Raw genomic sequence first — 14,984 nt, forward strand, 5'->3', positions numbered from 1 at the left:
CCCTGCTTCTCTTCTTCCCTGCTTCGCCACACCCGGTGTCAGGCCACGCGGGAGGTGGTCTCCGGCGTGTCGTCCTCGTCGTCGGGCAGGTGGACGTCGTTGATGGCGATGTTGACCTCGACGACCTCCAGGCCGGTGATCCGCTCCACGGCGTGGATGACGTTCTCCCTTACGTCGCGGGCGAGGTCGGCGATCGGGACGCCGTACTCCACGACCAGGTCGAGGTCGATGGCGGTCTGCCGCTCCCCCACCTCGACCTTGACGCCCCGGCCGACGTTGGAGCGGCCGCCGGGGACGCGGTCGCGGACGGCGCCGATGGTGCGGGACAGGCCGCCGCCCATGGCGTGCACGCCGGGGATCTCGCGCGCGGCCACACCGGCGACCTTGACGACGACGACATCGGCGATGGAGGTCCGGCCGCGCGTGGCGGCGGGCTCGTCGGCTCCGATGGCGCCGCCCGCGAGGGCCGTCGTGGACGGCTGCGGCTTCGTGGTGGCGCCCGCCGGGGCGATGCCGGTGGCGGGCGCGCTCTGGACGCTCATGACCAGGTCCTCTCGATGGGCCGTACTGCTGTTGTCGTTCCGTTGGACCCGGCCGGTCCACGAATGTGACGCGGCTTCCCGGATTTTCTCCGCTGATGCCTGTCTTCCCCCTGGTGACGCGCCCCACAACCTGCATCCACCTGGGTTTTCGTGCCTGAAGTAGCCGATGAGGGGCACGGCGGGAAAGGGGCGCGGCGGATACCGCGTCACAAAGCCGCCTTCGAGGTGTCGAAGGGACAGGACGACGGAGAGGAGCCGCCCGGTGTCGGGGGCCCGCAGACAGATCGCGTATCCGGGACCGGAACGCGCGCCCGACGACACCCCGGCACGGGCGGCGACGGCGGCGCGCCCCGACGACGACCTGCTGACGGTACGCGCGGCCGAGGGCGACGAGGAGGCGTTCGCCGTGCTGGTGCGCGAGCACGCCCCGGCGCTGGTCGGCCTCGCCACCCGGCTGCTGGGCGACCGCGCGGAGGCGGAGGACGCGGTGCAGGACGCCTTCATCAGCGCCTGGCGCCGGCTGCCGGAGTTCCGGCGGCGCTCCGCCTTCGGCACCTGGATCTACCGCATCGTCACCAACCGCTGTCTGAACGTCCTCCGGGCGCGCCGGCCGGTGACGTCGCTGGAGGCGGCCGGGGAGGTCGCGGCGCCGGAATACGACTCCCCCGAGCGGATCACCGAGGCGCGGGACGCGGTGCGCGGGATGCGCCGGGCGCTGGACCAGCTGTCGGCGGAGCAGCGGGCCTGCTGGGTGCTGCGCGAACTGGACGGACATTCCTACGAGTTCATCGCGGAGACGGTCGGCATCAGCCAGGAGGCGGTGCGTGCCCGCGTCTTCCGCGCACGACGCTGTCTGACACGAGCACTGGGGGCCTGGCGATGACCACGCACACCGACCCGCCCGACCCGTACACCGGGCCGGACGACGAGCGGCTCGCGTGCGGGCGGCTGCTGTCCGGGGTCTGGGACGCCTGGGAGCAGGGCGCCCCCGATCCGCACCGGGCCGGCTGCCCGCACTGCGCGGGCGCGGTGCGGGAGCTGACGCTGCTGGAGACGACGGTGCGGGAGCTGCGCGAGGAGACCGTCCCGGAGGACACCGGCTACGACGCGTCGGCGCTGACCCGGCGCGTGATGGACGTGGTCCGGATGGAGCTGCGGCCCGGCCGCCCGGTGCCGCTCGGGGACGAGGACGAGGACCTGTGGGTGATGGAGGCGGTCGCCGCGCGCACGCTGCGGGCCGCCGCCGAGACGGTCACCGGGGTCCGCGCGGGTTCGTGCCGGATCACCCCGCCGGACACCTCCGGGCGGGGTGAGGTGACGGTGCGCCTGGAGGTGCACGCCCCGCTGGGCGTGCCGCTGGAGGAGGTGGCCGAGGAGGTACGGCAGCGGGTGGCCAGGGCGGCCCGGCTGCGGCTGGGACTGCGGCCCGCGTCGGTGGACATCCGGATCGTCGACCTCGTGGACGCTCCGGCCGGAGTCGAGGAGGGCCCGAGCGATGACTGACCGCGCGCTGCGCACCACGCTCACCGAGGAGATCGCCGCGGCCGTCGAGTCCGTGCCGGGGGTGGCGTTCCTGCGGCCGGGCCTCGGCGGGCTGCTGCGTTCGGCGCTGCCGCGCGGCGCGGGCGCGGCGAACGGCGGCCGGGCGGTGCCCGCCGGGGTGCGGCTGAGCCGCCCGGACGAGGCCGGGCCGTGGCGGGTGGAGATCCATGTCGTGGCGCGCGGGCACGTCCGCACGCTCGACGTGGCCCGGGCCGTCGTGAGGGCCGCCGAGGAACGGCTGGCCGGGCTGCTGCCCGGTCAGCAGCCGCCGAAGGTCACCGTGACCGTCACCGGGCTGGTCTGAGTCCGGTGACGGTACCCGTCGTCGTTATTCGTCCGGGTGACCAATCCGCGGCCCTCCTGGCCTCGGATTACGCGGGGACGGCTCTCTCGGAACAACGTGAGAGCCCGCCCCGGCGCAACGTTGGAGAGGACAGTTGTGAAGGAAGCCGTCTACATCGGCAGGAACCCGGCAGCGGAACCGGATCTGCAGCAGTTGCTGCACGAGGTATCCCTGGGAGACCAGGAGGCGTTCGCCTCGGTCTACGACACGGTGGCCGGTCCGGTGCTCGGGGTCGTCCGGGCGGTGCTGCGCGACCAGGCGCAGTCGGAGGAGGTGGCCCAGGACGTGCTGGTGGAGGTCTGGCGCACCGCTCCGCGCTACCGGCCCGACCGGGGCACCGCGATCAACTGGATTCTGACGCTCGCGCACCGGCGCGCGGTGGACCGGGTCCGCTCGGTGGAGGCGGCTGCCGCCCGTGACACCAAGGCGGCGCTGCTGGACCGTACGCCGGAGTACGACGAGGTGACCGAACAGGTGGAGTCCCGGCTGGAGCAGGAGCAGGTGCGGCGCTGTCTGCGTACGCTGACCGACCTCCAGCGGCAGTCGGTGACGCTCGCCTACTACCGGGGGCTGACCTACCGGCAGGTGGCGGAGGCGCTCGCGCTGCCGCTCGGCACCGTCAAGACACGACTGCGCGACGGCCTCATCCGGCTGCGCGACTGCCTGGGGGTGACCGCGTGACCATGACCGATCCGCACACGCTGACGGGTGCCTACGCGCTGCACGCGCTGCCCGACGACGAGCGTGCCGACTTCGAGCGCCATCTGTCCGGCTGCCCGGCCTGCGCCCGCGAGGTGGAGGAGTTCGAGGCGGCCGCGGCCCGGCTGGCGCTGGCGGCGACCGTGCCGGTGCGTCCGGCGATGCGGGAGGAAGTGCTGCGCCGCGCCGGTTCGGTGCGCCAGCTCACGCCCGCGACCACCCCGGTGGAGCGGGTGCGCCGGAGCAAGGCACTCGGTGCGGCTCCGGCCCGCTGGGCGCTGGCCGCGTGCGTGGCGGCGGCAGCCGTCTTCGGCGGTACGGCGGTGTGGCAGTGGGAGCGCGCGCAGGACGCCCAGCAGCAGGCGGCGCAGGCGGAGCGGCAGTCGGCCGAACTGGCCGGGGTGCTCGCGGCGCCGGACGCCAAGTCCCGCACGGTGAAGGTGGCGGGCGGTACCGGCACGGTGGTGGTCTCCGCCGCGCGGGACCGGGCGGTGTTCGTGTCGTCCCGGATGCCCGAGCCGCCCAAGGGCAAGGTGTACCAGCTCTGGTTCGACGACGGCGGGACGATGCGTGACGCCGGCCTGATGGACCCGGCACGCGCCAGCCAGACGGTGCTGATGCGCGGTGCGGTGGACGGTGCCTCGGGGGTCGGGGTCACCGTGGAGCCGACGGGTGGTTCGGCCAAGCCGACGAGTCCTCCGGTGACGGTGCTGAGCATGCCGTCGTAGGAACGTAGGAACGGCTGAAGGAGGGGAGCCCCGGATCGCCGGGGCTCCCCTCCTTTTGTGGTCCGGCGTCAGCCGCGCGGGGGCAGCGGGAAGAAGCCGCTGGTGCGGGCCGCGTACTCCTCCCAGCCGGGGCGGCCGGACATACGGCGCTCCAGCAGTCGTTTCCCGCTGCCGTTGATGAGCAGGTAGCTCATCACCAGCGGCGAGATGAAAGAGACCACGGCGGGTGCTGCTCCGCCGTCGCAGGCGACCAGGAACAGGCCCCACCAGACGCAGAAGTCGCCGAAGTAGTTGGGGTGCCGGGTGTAGCGCCACAGGCCCTGGTCCATGATGTGGCCCTTGTTGACGGGGTCGGCCTTGAAGCGGGCCTTCTGGGCGTCGCCGACGGCCTCGAAGAAGATGCCGACCGCCCACAGGGCCGTACCGAGCCAGGCGAGCGCGGAGACGGGGCCGGTCGCGTACTGGGCGGCCTGCACCGGCAGGGAGACCAGCCACACCAGGGCGCCCTGGAGCAGGTAGATCATGCGGAAGGCGTACAGGTCGCGGTTGCCCGGTGCCTTGTCGAGCAGCTCGTCGTAGCGCGGGTCCTCGCCGTGGCCCCGGCCGCGCCGTCCGATGTGGACGGCGAGCCGCAGGCCCCAGACGACGGTGAGGGCGGTGACGAGGGCCCGGCGGGCGGGGTCTCCCTCGCCCGCCGACGCGCCGAACGTGGCCAGGGCGACCGCGGCGAAGCAGGCGCCCCAGGCGATGTCCACGATCCGGTGCATGCCCTTGCGGACGGCGACGGCGAAGGTGATCACCATGACGCCGAGCGCGGTGAGTGCGGCCCAGCCGAGGTTCGCGGCGAAGGCGGCCCAGCCGAAGCCGCTCACCGCTCCTCCAGGTTCCGGTACCAGTCGGCGGCCTCGGACAGGTCGAGCCCGCTGGCGCCCGCCCTGTCGCGGCGCACGGAGAGGATCTGGTCGACGCCCATGCGGCCCTCCTCGAAGGCGAGCGCCCCGCCGACCAGGTACAGCCGCCACACGCGGGCGGTCTCCGTTCCGACCAGGGCGACGACGTCGTCCCAGCGGCGCTCCAGGGTCTGGTGCCAGGCGGCGACGGTGCGCACGTAGTGCTCGCGCATCGATTCCGTCGAGCGCACCTCCAGGCCGGCCGCCTCCAGGAGGCCGACCGTGTCACCGAGGGGCCGCATGTGCATGTCGGGCGCGATGTACGCCTCGATGAACGCACCACCGCCCGGCGCGTTGGCACCCCGGGACATCTGCTGCACCAGCACCCGGCCCTCGGGGCGGACCATGCGGTGCAGGGCGGCCGCGAAGGCGGGGTACTCGGCGTCGCCGACATGTTCGCCCATCTCGACGGTGGCGACCGCGTCGTAGGCCGAGCCGGTGATGTCGCGGTAGTCCTGGCAGACCACCTCCACCCGCTGCTCGAGACCGCGTGCGCGGACCTGCTCGCGGACGTACGCGGCCTGTTCGCGGGCCAGGGTGACGGCGGTGACCTGGGCCTTGTGCTGTTCTGCGGCGTACAGGGTGAGCGAGCCCCAGCCGCAGCCGATGTCGAGCAGCCGGGCGCCGGGGGTGAGGCCGAGCTTGCGGCAGATCAGCTCCAGCTTGGCGCGCTGGGCGTCGGCGGGGTCCGTGTCCTCGGCGGTCCAGTAGCCGCAGGAGTAGGCCATGGTGTCGTCGAGGAGGAGGCGGTAGAAGTCGTTGGACAGGTCGTAGTGGTGGCTGATGGCGGCGCGGTCGCGGGCCTTGGTGTGCCGGCCGCCGCGCAGCCGGGCCTGGGAGACGGGCACGGGCGGGCGGGGACCGATCGCACCGAGCCGTGCGGCCTCCCCGACGGCGCGGGCCCGGTCGGCCAGGGTGAGGCGCGGCGCGTGGGCGCCGCGCTCGCGGGCGGCGGCCCAGACGGTGCGCAGTCCCTCCGCGAGGTCGCCCTCGACATCGAGTTCGCCGGTGATGTACGCCTGGGCGAGGGCGAGTTCGCCGGGCTGCCAGAGCAGGCGGCGCAGGGCGCGGCGGGAGCGCAGCACGACGACGGGGGCGCCGGACGGGCCGGTCTCGCTGCCGTCCCAGGCGCGCAGCCGGACGGGCAGCGGGGTGCCGAGCGCGTCCTCGGCGAGCGCGGCGATCCGGTGGGCGGCGCCGGTGCGGGCGGGGGTGCCGAGGAGGCTCATCGGGCTCATCGGGCGGGCTCCTTGGTGAGCAGGTACTGCTGGACGTCGAGGTAGCCGGAGCGGAATCCGGCCTCGGAGTAGGCGAGGTAGAAGGTCCACAGGCGGCGGAAGACGGTGTCGAAGCCGAGGTCTTCGACGTCCTCGGCGCGTTCGGTGAACCGTTCGCGCCACAGGCGCAGGGTCTCGGCGTAGTGCGCCCCGAAGGCGTCCCGGCGGGTGACGCCGAGCCCGGTGTGGTCCCGAACGGTCTGGTCGACGGCCTCCACGGAGGGCAGCAGGCCGCCGGGGAAGATGTACTTCTGGATCCAGGTGTGGGTGTCCCTGGAGGCGAGCATCCGGTCGTGCGGCATGGTGATGGCCTGGAGGGCGACCCGGCCGCCGGGGGCGAGGCGTTCGTCGAGGGTGCGGAAGTAGACGGGCCAGAACTCGGCGCCGACCGCCTCGATCATCTCCACGCTGACGATGGCGTCGTAGGTGCCCCGGGCCTCGCGGTAGTCGCACAGTTCGATGGCGACCCGGTCGGCGAGGCCCGCCTCGCGCACGCGCTGCCGGGCGAGGTCGCGCTGTTCGCGGGAGAGGGTCAGCGAGGTGACGTGGGCGCCGCGGGCGGCGGCGCGCAGGGCGAGTTCGCCCCAGCCGGTACCGATCTCCAGCAGCCGGGTGCCCTCGCCGACGGCGGCGAGGTCGAGCAGCCGGTCGATCTTGCGGTGCTGGGCGGCGGGGAGCAGGGCGTGCTCGGCGGGGAACCCGCGGAAGACGGCGGAGGAGTAGCTGAGGGTGTCGTCGAGGAAGAGGGCGAACAGGTCGTTGGACAGGTCGTAGTGGCGGCTGATGTTGTCGCGGGCGCCGGTCGCGGTGTTGCGCTGGGCGGCGGGCTGCCGCAGCGCCCACAGGCGGCGCAGGCGTTGCAGCGGGGCGGGGACGAGGCCGGCGGCGTGGGCGGCGAGCACGGTGAGCGCACCGACCAGGTCGGGGGCGTCCCACTCCCCCGCCATGTACGACTCACCGAAGCCGATCAGGCCCGTGGTGCCGATGCGGGCGTGGAAGGCGTCCGGGTCCCGCACCTCTATGAGCGGTCCGCCCAGGCCCAGGGTGGTGCCGTCGGGGAACCTGACCCGCAGCGGCAGCCCCCCGAGGGCGTGCCGTAGAACGGCGGCGGCGACGGTACGCACCGGCCAGGACGCCCGGGGTACGGCGGCCACATCGGGCCAGCGGCCGGCGTCCACCGGGGCCGGGACCACGGCTGCCCCGGTCCTGGTCGTGGGGCGGGGGTGGGCTGTGGTCATGTGGCGTTCTCCGGGTCGTGGCGGACCTGGCGCGGTTGCACCGGCAGGCCCCGTAGGAACAGGCGGATGCCGTGGAAGCGGATGGCGGCGGACACCGCGAGGGTGGACCAGGGGTGGCGCAGGGCCAGACGCAGCAGCGCGCCCGGTGTGGCCGGGCGGCGGGTTCCGTGGACGGTCGCGGTGAAGGGCGGGCTGCCGGGTCTGTCCAGGCGCAGGGAGAGCTGGAGGCGTTCGCCGGGCAGCGGCAGTCGCATGTGATAGCGGCCGTCCACCGGATAGAAGGGCGAGACGTAGAACTCCTTGTCCACGTCGGCCTTTCCGGCGGCGTCGGTGTGCAGCAGGTAGGCGTGGCGGCCGCCGTAGGTGTTGTGGACCTCGGCGACCACACAGCGGGGGCGGCCGTCGCGGTCGTGGCACCAGTACAGGGTGAGGGGGTTGAAGACATGGCCGAGGACGCGCGCGTGGGTGAGCATGACGGCGCGGCCCCCGTCGAGGTCGATGCCGTGCTCGGCGAGGAAGCCGTCGAGCGCGGCCCGGATCGAGGGGGCGCGGCCGGTGAAGTGGTCGCGGGCCCGGAACCGGGCCAACGGGCGCAGCAGTAGGGGCAGTTCGGGTATGTGATCGGTGTCGATCAGCCACATGTACGTGCGGTGGCGCAGGGCGTGGTGGATGGGGGCGCGGCGGGTGTGCCGGACCACGCACGGGTAGAGGGCGGGCGTGCTCACCAGGTCACCCCCAGGGCCTTCGCGGCCGCGACCCCGCTGCGGCAGCCGTCCTCGTGGAACCCCCAGCCGTGGTAGGCGCCGGCGAACGCGGTGACGGAGGTGGCGAGTTCGGGCAGCCGCTGCTGCGCGGCGACCGACTCCGGGGTGTAGACGGGGTGTTCGTAGTTCATCCGGGCCAGGACGCGCGCGGGGTCGACGCGGTCCTCGCCGCCGAGGGTGACGAGGTAGTGCGGGGAGGCGTCGAGACGCTGGAGCCGGTTCATGTCGTAGGTGACGCGTACCCGGTCCGAGCCCGCCGAACAGTTCGGCATGAGGTAGTTCCAGGAGGCGCGGGCGCCTTGGGCCCGGGGCAGCAGGGCGGCGTCGGTGTGCAGCAGGGTGGGGTTGCGGGAGTAGCGGAAGGCGCCCAGGACCTCCTTCTCGTCGGCGGTCGCGTCACCGAGCAGCCGGAGTGCCTGGTCGGGGTGGACGGCGACGACGACATGGTCGTAGGAGTCGGTGGTGCCGTCCCCCGTGGTGATGTCGGCGCCGTCGGCGTGGCGCAGGATGGTGCGGACCGGGGCGCTGGTGCGGACCTCCTGCACCTCGGCCGCGACCCGGTCGACGTAGCTGCGTGAGCCGCCGGTCACGGTGCGCCACACGGGTGAGCCGGTGACGGAGAGCATCCCGTGGTGGGCGAGGAACCGGAAGAGGTAGGCGGCCGGGTAGTGCTGCGCGGTCTCGGCGTCGCAGGACCAGACGCAGGAGACCAGCGGGGTCATGAAGTGGGCCCGGAAGTACGGGGAGAAGCCCGCCCGGTCCAGGAACTGCCCGAGTGTGAGCGTGGATTCGGCTTCGTTCTCGAGCAGGGCGCGGGCGGCCCGGTGGAAGGCGGGGACCTCGGCGAGCATGCGCAGGTAGGTGCCACGCAGGACGTTGCGGGGCTGGGCGAGCAGTCCGCGGGCGCCGCGCGCGCCGGCGTACTCCAGTCCGCAGCCCTCGCAGCGCACCGACATGCTCATCTCCGACTCCTGCGTGGTGACGCCGAGTTCACGGAAGAGGCGGAGCAGGTTCGGGTAGGTGCGCCGGTTGTGCACGATGAAACCGGAGTCGACCCGGTCGATGCGGCCGTCCGGGGCTATGAGGTCGTGCGTGTGGGCGTGGCCGCCGAGGCGGTCGTCCGCCTCGTACAGGGTGACGTGGTGGGCCCGGCGCAGCACGTGTGCGGCGGTGAGTCCGGCGACTCCGCTGCCCACGACGGCGGTTCGGCGCATCGTGCGTTCCCTTCCAGGGAGTTGGGTGTGGGTGGGGGAAAGGGCTGCGCGCCCGCCCGCTCCGAGGACCCGGAGCGGGCGGGCGCTGCCGGGTGGGGTCAGCTCTTGGGCATCAGCACGGTGTCGACGATGTACACGTTGGCGTTGGCGGTCTTGACGTTGCCGCAGACGACCTTGGCGGAGTCGTTGACGGTGTAGGACTCGCCCATGCCCGAGGTCATGACCTTCGACTTCTCCAGGGTGTCGAAGGAGCCGTTCTCCAGGTCCTTCGGCGCGAGCTTCTGGCCGACGACGTGGTACGTCAGGATCTTCGTCAGCTGGGCCTTGTCGCTCAGAACCTTGTCCAGGGTGGCCTTCGGGATCTTGTTGAAGGCGTCGTTGGTCGGCGCGAACACGGTGATGTTCTGGGCGTTGTTCAGGGTGTCGACCAGACCGGCCTTCTTCACCGCGGTGACCAGGGTGGACAGCGCCGGGTTGTTGGAGGCGGCGGTGGCGACCGGGTCCTTGGCCATGCCGTCGAAGGAACCGGCGCCGTTCTTCGGCACCGACGAACAGGCCGGACCGAACGGCTGGTCCATGCTGCTCATGCCCTCGCTGGCCTTGGGCGAGGAGGCGGCGGGCGCCGAGGAGTCGGACTTGCCGCTGTCCTTGGCACCGCTGGAGGAGCAGGCGCTCAGCGCGAGGGGCAGCACGGCGGCGGCGGCAAGGGTGACGGCGGCACGGCGGGTGCGGGTGGTGGTCATCATTTCTCTGTCGTCTCCTGAGGGTGGCGCGCGGCGGGTGCCGCGCTGGGGGTCGAAACGGGGGAACAGTGGTCTGGAGCGGTGGTGGTCATTCGACGGTCACCACCACGGAGTGCCATCCGCTCGCGCCGTCGGGGACGGTGCGGGCACGGCGCTCGGTCTGGAGGTCTCCGGCACGGTCGGTGGCCCGTACGGTCAGGGTGTGGCTGCCCTTCGGGGCCTGCCAGGGGAAGGTCCACTGCCGCCAGGTGTCGCGGGTGTCCTCGGCGGCGAGGGCGGCCTCCTGCCAGGGCCCGTCGTCGACGCGGACCTCGACCTTGTCGACGCCCCGGTGCTGCGCCCAGGCCACTCCGGCGACCATGACGGTGCCGGTCTTCGGGCGGGCGAAGGGCTTCGGGGTGTCGATCCGGGACTGGGTCTTGATGGGCGCCTTGCGGGCCCAGCCGCGCTTGACCCAGTAGGGGTCGTAGGCGTCGAAGGTGGTGAGTTCCAGGTCCTGGAGCCATTTGCAGGCCGAGACATAGCCGTACAGGCCGGGGACGACCATGCGGACCGGGAAGCCGTGGGTGAAGGGCAGCGGCTCGCCGTTCATGCCGACCGCGAGCAGGGCGTCCCGGCCGTCGAGCACGTCCTCGACGGGGGTGCCGATGGTCATGCCGTCCACCGAGCGGGAGACCAGCTGGTCGGCCGGCCCGCCGCGCGAGGGCGCCTTCACCCCGCACTCGGCGAGCAGATCGGCCAGGCGTACGCCGGTCCAGCGGGCGTTGCCCACGTAGGGGCCGCCGACCTCGTTGGACACGCAGGTCAGGGTGATGTCCCGCTCGATCAGCTCGCGGCGCAGCAGATCCTCGTAGGTGAAGTCGGCCGGGCGGGTGACTCCCTTGCCGTGGATGCGCAGCCGCCAGCCGGTGGCGTCCACCTTGGGCACCACCAGGGCGGTGTCGACGCGGTAGAAGTCGGCGTTGGGGGTGGTGAAGGGGCTGAGTCCGGCGATGCGGGGCGCCGCCTGCCGGGGTACCGGGCGGGCCGTCGAGCCGGGGCGGGGCAGCACGACCCGTGCGCGGGAGGCGACGGCGTCCCGGCCGCTCGTGCCGTTCAGGGCGCGCCCGGTGGCCCCGACCGCTGTGGAGGCCGCGGCGGCGGAGACCGCGGCGATGACGAATCCCCTGCGGTTCCAGTCCGCCGGTGACGCGGCTTCGCCCGGCCCGTGCGGTGCGGGTGCCCCGCGCAGATATCCCGTCAGGAAGTACAGCAGCAGCGCTCCGCCCGCCGCGCCGGCCAGGGAGGGCAGCGCGTCGGTGAAGCCGGTGGAGTCGGGGCGCCCCGTGGCAGCCAGCGCCCCGACCCCGCCGAAGAGAAGGACCCCGGCGGCCCCCACCGTCCGGTTCCGGGTCGCCACCATGCCGAGAACCAGCGTGAGCACGGTCAGCACGGCGAGGATGCCGAGCTGGAGCACGAGCTTGTCGTCGGTGCCGAACTGGCGGATCGCCCAGTCCTTCACCGGCGTCGGAGCCCGGTCGACGGCTGCTCCGCCCACGGCGACCACGGGTCCGGCCTCGGGCCGGACGGCGGCCGCCGCGAGTTCGGCCACCGCCAGCGCGGCGACCCCCGCGAGCAGCCCGTTCAGCGCGCCCAGTGCGGAGCGCGCCGGGCCGCTCGGCGATCGGTGGTCCTTCTCTTCATCCCTCACGTGGGGAATCCGGATCTGCGACGGAAGCGGATTGGTGACTCCCCCGATCAGGTGAAATAAAGATCGAGACCAATCCGCCGGGCCTTCTGCCTCGGATATGAGGCGCCTTTGCCTCGGATATGAGGCGCCTTCTGCCTCGGATATGAGGCTTCGGATACAGCGCTTGCCTGCCCCGGTTACCGGGCCTGGCCGACGGGCGCCCGTGGCCCGCCGCGTTTACGATCCCCACGTGGCAGACATTCCCGACAGCCTCATCGAACTGGAACGGTCCGCCGAGGTGGAGCGCGCCAGGCTGGCCGGTCTCACCGGGAGCGAGTACGACGCCCAGCGGCGCCGCTGGCGCACGGCCTACGACGCCGTGTGCGCGGCCATCGCCGAGCGGTCGGCCCGGACCGGTGAGGACCGGTGCGCGCTGGAGCGGGAGGTCCAGGAGGCGGTGCGGCACACCCAGGAGGACCCCGCCGTGGAGTAGCGCCCGCCGCGGGCCGCCGACTCGGAGCACTCCGGCATGCGGCGGCCGCGGTCCTGGGCCACGCTCGGGACATGGCCCCGGACATCCCCGTCGTGATCTACCCGCCCGCCCCGGACGGGGGCAGGCGGGTGCGTGTCGGGGACCGGTTCGTCGGCATGGCCTACACCGTGCTGGACGTCGTGGAGTTCCTGCGCCGGGCCGGTCCACAGGGCCTGGCGTCGGTGGAGGAGGCGGACGTCGTGAGCGCGGGGTGGGTCGAGTGGCGGGGCGCGGGTCCACGGGAGTGGCCCCGCTGAACACGGGAACCCGGCCCCCTACCGGCGGCGAACTGCCGTACCGGCGGCCCGAGATGCTCGGGCACAGACAGCCTGGTCCAGATGAGAGCGCGAGCCGGCGCACCCCGCGGGACACCGGCCCGTCAGGTCCGAACGCTATGAGGAGCGACCGTCATGCCCAAGCAGATCGAGCACGTCATCAGGGACATCGAGGACCGCACCGCGCTCGACGCACTCACCGGTCCGGCCGCCGCCCTGGTGAACAAGGTGACCCAGCCGACCGCCGTCAAGAACGCGCTCTCCGGCACCTGGCTGGGCCACGCGCTGCACCCGGTGCTCACCGACGTCCCCATCGGCGCCTGGGGCATGGCCACGCTGCTGGACCTGACGGCGGGCGAACGCGGCGCCCGGGCGGCCCGCAGGCTCGTCGGCTTCGGCCTGCTCGCCGTCGTACCGACGGCCGCGACCGGCGCTTCCGACTGGGCCGACACCATCGGGGGCACCCAACGGGTCGGCCTGGTCCACGGGATGCTCAACAGCGCGGCGACGGTGTTGCAGGCCGCGTCCTGGGTGGCCCGGCTGACCGGGCGCCGGCGCGCCGGTGTCGTGCTGAGCGGGGTGGGCCTCGGGCTGACCGGCGCCTCCGCCTACCTGGGCGGGCATCTGTCGTACGTGAACGGCATCGGCGTCAACCACACGGCGTTCGAGGAGCCGACGGGCAAGTGGACGGACGTGGCGGCGCTGACCGCGCTGGTGGAGGGCAAGCCGCTGCGGGTCGACGCGGGCGGTGTGCCGGTGGTGCTGGTGCGGCACGGCGGGAAGGTGAACGCCCTCTCGGCCACCTGCACGCACGCCGGGGGCCCGCTGGACGAGGGCGAGGTCGACGCGGACGGCTGCATCCACTGCCCCTGGCACGGCAGCGCGTTCCGCCTGTCGGACGGCGAGGTCACGCGTGGTCCGGCGTCGGTCGCGCAGCCCGACTGGGACGTGAAGGTCTCCCAGGACCGGGTGCTGGTGCGGGCCGCGAACGCCTGAACCGGCCCTGTGGACGGGTCGGGTGAGGCGGCGCCGGGATGACCAACCGCATCCGCACGGTGGGGCACTCCACCCGTGACTTCGACGAGCTGGTGACGATGCTGCGGAACAACGGCATCACCCATCTGGTGGATGTGCGCTCGTTCCCGTCGTCGCGGAAGTTCCCGCAGTGGAACCGGTCGGCCATCGAGGAGGCGCTGCCGCCCGACATCGAGTACCGCTGGATACCGGAACTGGGCGGGCGGCGGCACACTCCGAAGGACGTGCCGACGCCCAACGGCGCCTGGCGGGTCAAGGCGTTCCGGGACTACGCCGACCACATGGCCTCGGACGAGTTCCACGAGGGTCTGGACGAACTCCTGGAACTGGCCGGGCACGGCAGCCCCGCCATCATGTGCAGCGAGGCGGTGCCCTGGCGCTGCCACCGCAGGCTCATCACGGACGCGCTGCTGGTGGCCGGCGCGGAGGTGGACCACATCATGTCGGCGACGAGCACGAAACCGGCGTCGCTGAACGAGCACGCGCACGTCGAGGACGGACATCTCACCTACCCGCCGCCGCCCGGCGGGGAGAAACCGTGAGCCGGGGCCGGCGCGGCCTCGACCGTGCCTGGGAGTGGCTCGCCCTGCACGTCCTGATCCGGCGCGGCCGCGAGCTGGAACTGCTGCACCGGGCCATGGGGTTCGCCACCCTCGCCCTGGTGACGCTGGCCCCGCTGCTGATCGTGGTCGCCGCCGCCGACCCGCTGGTGCGGGGCGGTTTCCCGTCCTGGCTGTCGGACGGCATGGGGCTGTCCGGCCGCTCCGCGAAGGTGCTCAACGAGGTGTTCAGCCCGCCGCGCGAGGTCATCGGCACCACCAGCGCGTGGAGCATCCTGATGCTCGCCGTGTTCGGGGTGTCCTTCGGCGCCAGCGTGCAGAACGCCTTCGAGCGCATCTGGGGACTGCCCGCCGGGCCCTGGCACCGGGTGTGGCGGCAGGCGACCTGGCTGCTGGTGCTGATGGCGTACCTGTATCAGGAGGTGCAGACGGGGACCGCGACGCAGGGGTTCTCCCGGATCTTCCTGACCACGCTGACCACGCTGTTCTTCTTCTGGTGGGGGCCGTGGTTCCTGCTGGGCGGCCAGGTCCGCTGGCGGGACCTGCTGCCGGGCGCGGTCGCGAGTCTGCTCGGGCTGGTGGGGCTGCGCGCGTTCTCCACGCTGGTGTTCACCCCGCTGATCGTGACCAACGCGCTGAGCTACGGCGCGGTCGGCACCGTGCTGGTGGTGTCGTCCTGGCTGATCGGCGTGGGGTTCGTGGTGTACGGCGGTGCCCTGTTCGGCCGCTGGTTCACCGAGCACCACTGGGTGCCCTCGCACGAGGACCGGGAGCCGTGAGCGGGCCGTGCGGTGGGCGTGTGCGGGCGTCGGGGGCAGCATGGAGGTACCGGTCCCGAGCTGTCGGGCGATGCCCGTGCCGGTGGGTGGAGGT

Annotated in this window: 18 protein-coding genes; 10 read left to right on the top strand and 8 right to left on the bottom strand. The window is 73.1% G+C overall.

The annotated features are described in order from the left end of the window. Positions 1-38: 38 nt before the first annotated feature. A complete protein-coding gene (locus ACIGA3_RS10395; protein ID WP_399712736.1) occupies positions 39-542 on the bottom strand; it encodes an Asp23/Gls24 family envelope stress response protein in 504 nt (167 codons plus the stop codon). A 262-nt stretch (positions 543-804) separates the two neighbouring features. On the opposite strand from ACIGA3_RS10395, the gene ACIGA3_RS10400 reads away from it, so the two are divergent. From ACIGA3_RS10400 to ACIGA3_RS10420, 5 genes are all read left to right on the top strand, one after another. Continuing rightward, entirely contained in the window at positions 805-1,425 is a 621-nt protein-coding gene (locus tag ACIGA3_RS10400; protein WP_399712739.1) for an RNA polymerase sigma factor, read from the top strand. Further along, on the top strand, positions 1,422-2,045 hold the full coding sequence (locus tag ACIGA3_RS10405) for an Asp23/Gls24 family envelope stress response protein (RefSeq protein WP_399712741.1): 624 nt from the start codon (positions 1,422-1,424) through the stop codon (positions 2,043-2,045). Before ACIGA3_RS10400 ends, ACIGA3_RS10405 begins: the two co-directional genes overlap by 4 nt. Continuing rightward, complete coding sequence (locus ACIGA3_RS10410) at positions 2,038-2,388, top strand: hypothetical protein (protein WP_399712743.1); 351 nt, start codon at positions 2,038-2,040, stop codon at positions 2,386-2,388. Before ACIGA3_RS10405 ends, ACIGA3_RS10410 begins: the two co-directional genes overlap by 8 nt. A gap of 135 nt (positions 2,389-2,523) precedes the next feature. After that, positions 2,524-3,108 (top strand): sigma-70 family RNA polymerase sigma factor, encoded by a 585-nt coding sequence (locus ACIGA3_RS10415; protein ID WP_399712746.1) that lies wholly within the window; start codon positions 2,524-2,526, stop codon positions 3,106-3,108. Beyond that, positions 3,105-3,854, top strand: a complete 750-nt coding sequence (locus ACIGA3_RS10420; protein WP_399712748.1) for an anti-sigma factor domain-containing protein — start codon at positions 3,105-3,107, stop codon at positions 3,852-3,854. Before ACIGA3_RS10415 ends, ACIGA3_RS10420 begins: the two co-directional genes overlap by 4 nt. A gap of 68 nt (positions 3,855-3,922) precedes the next feature. Here ACIGA3_RS10420 and ACIGA3_RS10425 read toward each other — a convergent pair whose 3' ends face one another. The 7 genes from ACIGA3_RS10425 to ACIGA3_RS10455 form a co-directional block, all read right to left on the bottom strand. Then, positions 3,923-4,726, bottom strand: coding sequence for a DUF1295 domain-containing protein (locus ACIGA3_RS10425; protein ID WP_399712750.1), 804 nt, complete (start codon positions 4,724-4,726; stop codon positions 3,923-3,925). Then, positions 4,723-6,033 (bottom strand): class I SAM-dependent methyltransferase, encoded by a 1,311-nt coding sequence (locus ACIGA3_RS10430; protein ID WP_399713971.1) that lies wholly within the window; start codon positions 6,031-6,033, stop codon positions 4,723-4,725. The genes ACIGA3_RS10425 and ACIGA3_RS10430 overlap by 4 nt, the downstream gene beginning before the upstream one ends. Before the next feature lie 5 nt (positions 6,034-6,038). Next, positions 6,039-7,319, bottom strand: coding sequence for a class I SAM-dependent methyltransferase (locus ACIGA3_RS10435; RefSeq protein ID WP_399712753.1), 1,281 nt, complete (start codon positions 7,317-7,319; stop codon positions 6,039-6,041). Beyond that, positions 7,316-8,047: a DUF1365 domain-containing protein gene (locus ACIGA3_RS10440; protein ID WP_399713974.1), complete on the bottom strand. Its 732-nt coding sequence runs from the start codon at positions 8,045-8,047 to the stop codon at positions 7,316-7,318. Before ACIGA3_RS10440 ends, ACIGA3_RS10435 begins: the two co-directional genes overlap by 4 nt. Then, positions 8,041-9,297, bottom strand: a complete 1,257-nt coding sequence (locus ACIGA3_RS10445) for an NAD(P)/FAD-dependent oxidoreductase (protein ID WP_399712755.1) — start codon at positions 9,295-9,297, stop codon at positions 8,041-8,043. Before ACIGA3_RS10445 ends, ACIGA3_RS10440 begins: the two co-directional genes overlap by 7 nt. A 98-nt stretch (positions 9,298-9,395) precedes the next feature. Continuing rightward, positions 9,396-10,043, bottom strand: a complete 648-nt coding sequence (locus ACIGA3_RS10450) for a fasciclin domain-containing protein (protein ID WP_399712757.1) — start codon at positions 10,041-10,043, stop codon at positions 9,396-9,398. 85 nt (positions 10,044-10,128) lie between these two features. Then, complete coding sequence (locus ACIGA3_RS10455; RefSeq protein ID WP_399712760.1) at positions 10,129-11,730, bottom strand: molybdopterin-dependent oxidoreductase; 1,602 nt, start codon at positions 11,728-11,730, stop codon at positions 10,129-10,131. 229 nt (positions 11,731-11,959) lie between these two features. Between ACIGA3_RS10455 and ACIGA3_RS10460 the strand changes: the two genes are divergently transcribed. From ACIGA3_RS10460 to ACIGA3_RS10480, 5 genes are all read left to right on the top strand, one after another. Further along, a complete protein-coding gene (locus ACIGA3_RS10460; protein WP_399712763.1) occupies positions 11,960-12,202 on the top strand; it encodes a hypothetical protein in 243 nt (80 codons plus the stop codon). 71 nt (positions 12,203-12,273) lie between these two features. After that, entirely contained in the window at positions 12,274-12,498 is a 225-nt protein-coding gene (locus tag ACIGA3_RS10465) for a hypothetical protein (RefSeq protein WP_399712765.1), read from the top strand. Positions 12,499-12,651: 153 nt separating this feature from the next. Next, positions 12,652-13,512 (top strand): Rieske 2Fe-2S domain-containing protein, encoded by an 861-nt coding sequence (locus ACIGA3_RS10470; protein ID WP_399712768.1) that lies wholly within the window; start codon positions 12,652-12,654, stop codon positions 13,510-13,512. 38 nt (positions 13,513-13,550) lie between these two features. Continuing rightward, a complete protein-coding gene (locus ACIGA3_RS10475; RefSeq protein WP_399712771.1) occupies positions 13,551-14,093 on the top strand; it encodes a DUF488 family protein in 543 nt (180 codons plus the stop codon). Then, on the top strand, positions 14,090-14,890 hold the full coding sequence (locus ACIGA3_RS10480) for a ribonuclease BN (protein WP_399712773.1): 801 nt from the start codon (positions 14,090-14,092) through the stop codon (positions 14,888-14,890). Before ACIGA3_RS10475 ends, ACIGA3_RS10480 begins: the two co-directional genes overlap by 4 nt. The last annotated feature ends 94 nt before the right edge of the window (positions 14,891-14,984 follow it).

The organism is Streptomyces sp. NPDC085596, from assembly GCF_044541565.1.
Lineage (GTDB): Bacteria > Actinomycetota > Actinomycetes > Streptomycetales > Streptomycetaceae > Streptomyces.

What these genes read in the sequence shown, in the direction of transcription:
- ACIGA3_RS10470 (WP_399712768.1), top strand. Translation starts at nt 12,652, where the DNA reads ATGCCCAAGCAGATCGAGCACGTCATCAGGGACATCGAGGACCGCACC.
- ACIGA3_RS10445 (WP_399712755.1), bottom strand. Translation starts at nt 9,297, where the DNA reads ATGCGCCGAACCGCCGTCGTGGGCAGCGGAGTCGCCGGACTCACCGCC.
- ACIGA3_RS10410 (WP_399712743.1), top strand. Translation starts at nt 2,038, where the DNA reads ATGACTGACCGCGCGCTGCGCACCACGCTCACCGAGGAGATCGCCGCG.
- ACIGA3_RS10465 (WP_399712765.1), top strand. Translation starts at nt 12,274, where the DNA reads ATGGCCCCGGACATCCCCGTCGTGATCTACCCGCCCGCCCCGGACGGG.
- ACIGA3_RS10450 (WP_399712757.1), bottom strand. Translation starts at nt 10,043, where the DNA reads ATGATGACCACCACCCGCACCCGCCGTGCCGCCGTCACCCTTGCCGCC.
- ACIGA3_RS10395 (WP_399712736.1), bottom strand. Translation starts at nt 542, where the DNA reads ATGAGCGTCCAGAGCGCGCCCGCCACCGGCATCGCCCCGGCGGGCGCC.
- ACIGA3_RS10405 (WP_399712741.1), top strand. Translation starts at nt 1,422, where the DNA reads ATGACCACGCACACCGACCCGCCCGACCCGTACACCGGGCCGGACGAC.
- ACIGA3_RS10435 (WP_399712753.1), bottom strand. Translation starts at nt 7,319, where the DNA reads ATGACCACAGCCCACCCCCGCCCCACGACCAGGACCGGGGCAGCCGTG.
- ACIGA3_RS10430 (WP_399713971.1), bottom strand. Translation starts at nt 6,033, where the DNA reads ATGAGCCTCCTCGGCACCCCCGCCCGCACCGGCGCCGCCCACCGGATC.
- ACIGA3_RS10475 (WP_399712771.1), top strand. Translation starts at nt 13,551, where the DNA reads ATGACCAACCGCATCCGCACGGTGGGGCACTCCACCCGTGACTTCGAC.